The following is a 4,772-nucleotide window of genomic DNA, read 5'->3' as shown; positions in this document are numbered from 1 at the left end:
CGGTGGCAATGGCAAGAAGGATACACCTGTTCCCATGCCGAACACAGCAGTTAAGCTTCTTAACGCCGAAAGTAGTTGGTGGGAAACTGCCTGCGAGGATAGGAAGCTGCCGCGCCAAGCAAGAGTCAGACGGAAGTCTGGCTCTTTTTTGTTTTTGTCTTTTGTCTTCCTTTTGTTGTCTTTGTTTCTATTTTTAATGAATACAAAATAAAACTACTGGATCAGCTCCAGTAGTTTTTTGTCTACATCTTTTCAAAGCCAGACTTGCTGCCGTTGTGAATCTCGATTTCCTGGCCGGCCTGGTTTTCCCGCTGCGCGTGCCGGTTGCCCCAGTCGCTCATCGAAATCAGGATTTCACGGAGGCTGCGTCCTTCTTCAGTCAAGGAATATTCCACCCGCGGCGGTACTTCCCCAAAGACCTGCCGGCTGACGACGCCGTCTTCTTCCAGCTCACGCAGCTGTTTGGTCAAGACCCGCTGAGAAATCCCGGGCAGCATCCGCCGCAGCTCGCCCGTTCTGAGTGTCTTGTGCTCGCCCAAGTGGCAGAGGATTGCCGGTTTCCACTTGCCGCTGATCACGTCCAGGGTCAAGTCGATGGCAAAGTCATAAATTTTTTTCAAAAAAATACCTCCCTTAAATCCCACTAACATCCAATTGTAACTCTAATGTTCCCATATTACCAAAAAGTACGTACTTACAAAAAATAAGTAACCCTGCTAAGATAGTTATTGTCAATTAGGAACGAAGCAGCCGGCGACAGACCTGGCCGGCTTAGAAAAGAGGTTATTTAATGGCGAAAAAAATCAACACGAAATTTGCTCTGTTCGCGCTGGCCGCGACTTTCTTCGGAATCGGGGTAACCGAATTTATCAGCGTCGGCGTCCTGCCGGCAGTTGCCAAGGAATTCTCACTCTCATCCGGCACGGCTGGCTTGATCACGACGATCTATGCCCTGGGGGTCGCCTTGGGTGCCCCGGTCTTGACCCTGCTGACGGCAGGGATCCCTAAGAAAAAGGTGATCGTTTCCGCGATTATCGTCTTTGTTCTGGGCCACCTCTTGATTGCAGGGGCGCCGACCTTCGGCTTGGTATTGCTGGGCCGCTTCGTGGCCGGGGCAGCGCACGGGCTGCTCTTTGCCCTGTCTTCCACCATCGCGGCTGCCCTGGTTGGTCCGTCCAAGCAGACCAGCGCTATCGCCTACATTTTCGGCGGCTTCCCGATCGCCACGGCGATTGGGGCTCCTCTGGGGACTTCAGTCAGCGACATTATGGGCTGGCGCATTCCTTTCCTGCTGATCGCGCTTTTGGGCATGATTGCCTTGGCCCTGAACCTGCTGGCTCTGCCTAAAATGGAAGAGAAAAACACGGCCAAGCCTTCCTTGAGAACCCAGCTGAGCGTCTTTACCCAAAAGCACCTGATGCTGACTTTGATTGTCACCATCCTGGGTTACGGCGGCACTTTTGCCACCTTTACTTACCTGTCCTTGATCGTCCAGCAGGTAACTGGCGTTTCCAAGGCTGCGACTCCGCTGGTTCTGCTCGTTTACGGAGTAGCAATCGCGGCTGGCAACAGCTTAGGCGGCCGGCTGGGCGGCAGAAAGCCGGTTGAAACTTTGCTTGCCATCTTTGCTGTGCAGGCAGTTGCCTTGTTTGCCTTCTACTTCAGCTCAGTCAACTTGCTGCTGACGATGGTCAACATCGTGGTCTTGGGCCTTTTGGCCTTTATGAGCGTGCCGCTGCTGCAGTCTTACATCTTGTCCTTGGCTGGCAGCTACCGGCCTGAAGCAATTGAAATGGCATCATCGCTCAACATTACCGCCTTCAACCTGGGCATCGTCTTGGGCTCCTTTGTTGGCGGGCAGGCAATCGCCTACTTCAACCTGCGGGCAACCGCGGCGGCCGCTGGAATCATGGTCGTGCTGGCCGTATTGCTGGCCCTGGTCGTTGCCAAGCTGGAAAATGGCCGCCAAGCCTTGCTGGCATTGGATAATGGTGAATTGGCGTAATTTTTTTAAAAAAACTTCTGTAAAACAAGAAAGGTTGAAAAAATGACTGATCATGAATTTTTGAAGGAATATACTTTTGCTAACGGTGCCCATGTCCAAAACCGGATCGTCATGGCTCCGATGACCACCAAGGCCAGCTTCTACGACGGCCAGGTCACTAATGACGAAATCAACTACTACAGGATGCGGTCAGGCGTCGGCATGATCATTACGGGCACTGCCAATGTTGATGACGGCGGCAAGGGCTTTGAAGGTGAATTGTCAGTAGCTGACGACCGCTTTATTCCAGGCCTGCGGCAAGTGGCCAGTGCCATCAAGTCCAAGGGCTCCAAGGCCATCCTGCAGATTTTTTCTGCTGGCCGGATGACCAACTCCAAGATCCTGCGGGGCAAGCAGCCTTATTCAGCCAGCGCTGTTGCTGCCTTGCGGCCAGAGGCTGAAGAACCAAGAGAATTGACGGAAGCAGAAATTGAACAATTGATCGCAGACTTTGGCCAGGCAACCAGAAGAGCCATTGAGGCCGGTTTTGACGGAGTTGAACTGCACGGGGCCAATACCTATCTCTTGCAGCAGTTCTTCTCCCCGCACTCCAACAGAAGAGATGACAAGTGGGGCGGCAGCCTTGAGAAGCGGATGGCTTTCCCGCTGGCCGTCATCAAGGAGGCTAGAAAAGCAATTGACCAATTTGGCAAGGACGACTTCATCCTGGGCTACCGCCTGTCACCAGAAGAAATTGAAGAACCAGGCATCCGGATCGAGGACACCTTGAAGTTTGTCGACGTGCTGGCTGACCAGCCGCTCGACTATCTCCACGTTTCCATGGGCAGCTACAAGCGGACCTCGCTGAACAACAAGGATGACCATGAAATGCTCAATCAAAAGATCCTCAAGATCCTGGCTGGCCGCCTGCCTCTTTTGGTAGTTGGCTCAATCGCCCGTCCGGAAGAGGCAGACGACGCCTTAAATCAAGGGGCCAGCTTCGCGGTCCTGGGCCGCGAACTGATCCGGGAACCGCAGTGGATTGACAAGGTCCTGTCTGGTGATGAGGACAGCATCCGCTACCAGCTCGATAAAAATGAAATGGATGAGCTGGCAATCCCGCGCGGCTTCCAAACTTCGCTGTTGACTGAATTCAAGAAAGCGATGAACTTTAAGCCAATAGCTGATTAAGGTCAGAAACAGTTTCCATCTATGCAAAAACGCGCCCGAATGGGCGCGTTTTTTTGGCTTGAAAAAATCTTTCTTAGTCTGCTTTTTTCCACTTTAAGCCAATCCCGGTAAAACCGCTGAGGATGGAGAAGACTGGCGACAAGAGGCTGAACATGGTGAAGGGCAGGAAGTCCAGAACCGGCACGCCCAGGGCTGCGGCGACGAAGGAACCCGCCACCCCCCAAGGAATCAGGTAGTTGATGACGCTGCCGCCGTCTTCCAGGACCCGGCTGAGGGCCAGCGGGTCAAGGCCGATCCGCTTGTAGGCCGGCTTAAAGGCGTTGGCTGGCAGGATGACTGACAGGTACTGTTCGCCGACGAAGAGATTGATCCCGATGCCGGCCAGGATGGTGGCCAGGATCAGCTTGCCCGGCTTTTGCAGGCGCTTGACCAGCGGCTGCATGGCGCTGTCGATGATGCCCAGGTGCATCAGGATCCCGCCCAGAGCCAGGGTCATGATGATCAGGGAAACAGTGCTCATCATGCTGGAGATTCCTCCGCGGGTCAAAAGCGTGTCAACGGTCTTGTTGCCGGAGTTTGAGACGTAGCCGGATTCAATCAAAGTAGCCAGCTTCTGGACCTTGAAGCCCGGATTCTGGATGAAGATCATGGCAACGGACAGGAAAATGTTGGCAAACAGGGTCTGAATGGCCGGGACTTTTTTCCAGGCGCAGACGAACATCAAAACCAGCGGCAGGGCAGCCCAGAAGGAAACCGAGAAGTGCTGGCGCAGGCTGCTTTCTACGGCCGCGATTCCGGACATCGAAGTGGCCTTGTTGCTTTGCCCGAGCACGAAGAAAAAGATCAAAGAGCCGATGAAGGCCGGGATCGTGGACCACATCATGTTCTTGATGTGGTCAAACAGGTCGTCCTCAGCCACGGCGGAAGCCAGGTTGGTTGAGTCGGACAGGGGAGACATCTTGTCGCCGAAGACGGCGCCGGAGATGATGGCCCCGGCCGTCAGCGCCGGGTTGATGCCCAGGGTGCTGCCCATCCCGAAGAGGGCGATACCGACCGTTGAAACCGTCGTAAAGCCGGACCCGATGGCCAGGCCGACCAGGGAGCAGACCAAAAAGACCGACGGAACGAAGAAGTGGCTGCTGATCATGTGGAAGCCCAGGACCATCAAGGAAGGGATGATGCCGGCCTGAATCCAGACCGCGATCAAAGTCCCAATTAAAAGGAAGATAAAGATCGGCACGATCGCCGTGGAAATCCCCTGGCTGATCCCTTTCATGACGTCTTCCCAGTCAAAGCGGCGGATTTCAAGCCAGAAGATGAGCAGGGCGATGACGGTCAAAACTGGGATCTGCGGTGAAAGGCCGAAACCGATGACGCTCCAGCCGAGGATGACCAGCATCAAGACAAGAATAGTGACTGCTTCTTTAAAACCAATTTGTTTTTTCATGATTGTTTTCCTTAGTTAAAAAATCTACTTTTACCTGTGTTATTCCGGCTCTTGGCCGATAAATTTCAAACTAAGGCTTGATATCGCTTCATATTTATCCTTTCTGAAAACAAAAAAGCCCCAGCCGAGTCGGTTTGACTCAGCTGGGGC

General features: G+C 53.6%; 4 protein-coding genes and 1 rRNA gene. 3 read left to right on the top strand and 2 right to left on the bottom strand.

The annotated features are described in order from the left end of the window. Nucleotides 1–115: ribosomal RNA gene (rrf, locus tag lacNas_RS04215) — 5S ribosomal RNA — on the top strand; the annotation flags it as partial. Nucleotides 116–242: 127 nt separating this feature from the next. Here rrf and lacNas_RS04210 read toward each other — a convergent pair. Then, nucleotides 243–620 carry a winged helix-turn-helix transcriptional regulator gene (locus lacNas_RS04210; RefSeq protein ID WP_280515160.1) on the bottom strand — a complete coding sequence of 126 codons (378 nt, stop codon included), beginning with the start codon at nucleotides 618–620 and terminating at the stop codon, nucleotides 243–245. 170 nt (nucleotides 621–790) lie between these two features. On the opposite strand from lacNas_RS04210, the gene lacNas_RS04205 reads away from it, so the two are divergent. Beyond that, the gene (locus lacNas_RS04205; RefSeq protein WP_201330581.1) at nucleotides 791–2,005 is read left to right on the top strand and encodes an MFS transporter; all 1,215 of its coding nucleotides are present in this window, start codon (nucleotides 791–793) and stop codon (nucleotides 2,003–2,005) included. Between the two features lie 42 nt (nucleotides 2,006–2,047). Beyond that, entirely contained in the window at nucleotides 2,048–3,175 is a 1,128-nt protein-coding gene (locus lacNas_RS04200) for an NADH-dependent flavin oxidoreductase (RefSeq protein WP_201330580.1), read from the top strand. A gap of 73 nt (nucleotides 3,176–3,248) precedes the next feature. Here lacNas_RS04200 and nhaC read toward each other — a convergent pair whose 3' ends face one another. Continuing rightward, nucleotides 3,249–4,622, bottom strand: coding sequence for a Na+/H+ antiporter NhaC (gene nhaC, locus lacNas_RS04195; RefSeq protein WP_201330579.1), 1,374 nt, complete (start codon nucleotides 4,620–4,622; stop codon nucleotides 3,249–3,251). Nucleotides 4,623–4,772: the final 150 nt, after the last annotated feature.

Origin of the sequence: Lactobacillus nasalidis (assembly GCF_016587775.1) — a bacterium.
GTDB classification, from domain to species: Bacteria; Bacillota; Bacilli; order Lactobacillales; family Lactobacillaceae; genus Lactobacillus; species Lactobacillus nasalidis.
The sequence above is the reverse complement of the archived record's forward strand: the minus strand, read 5'-3'. Positions and strand labels throughout refer to the sequence as shown.

Bases quoted from the DNA above. Each gene is read 5' to 3' on its own strand.
- lacNas_RS04200 (WP_201330580.1), top strand. From the start codon at position 2,048: ATGACTGATCATGAATTTTTGAAGGAATATACTTTTGCTAACGGTGCC.
- nhaC (WP_201330579.1), bottom strand. From the start codon at position 4,622: ATGAAAAAACAAATTGGTTTTAAAGAAGCAGTCACTATTCTTGTCTTG.
- lacNas_RS04205 (WP_201330581.1), top strand. From the start codon at position 791: ATGGCGAAAAAAATCAACACGAAATTTGCTCTGTTCGCGCTGGCCGCG.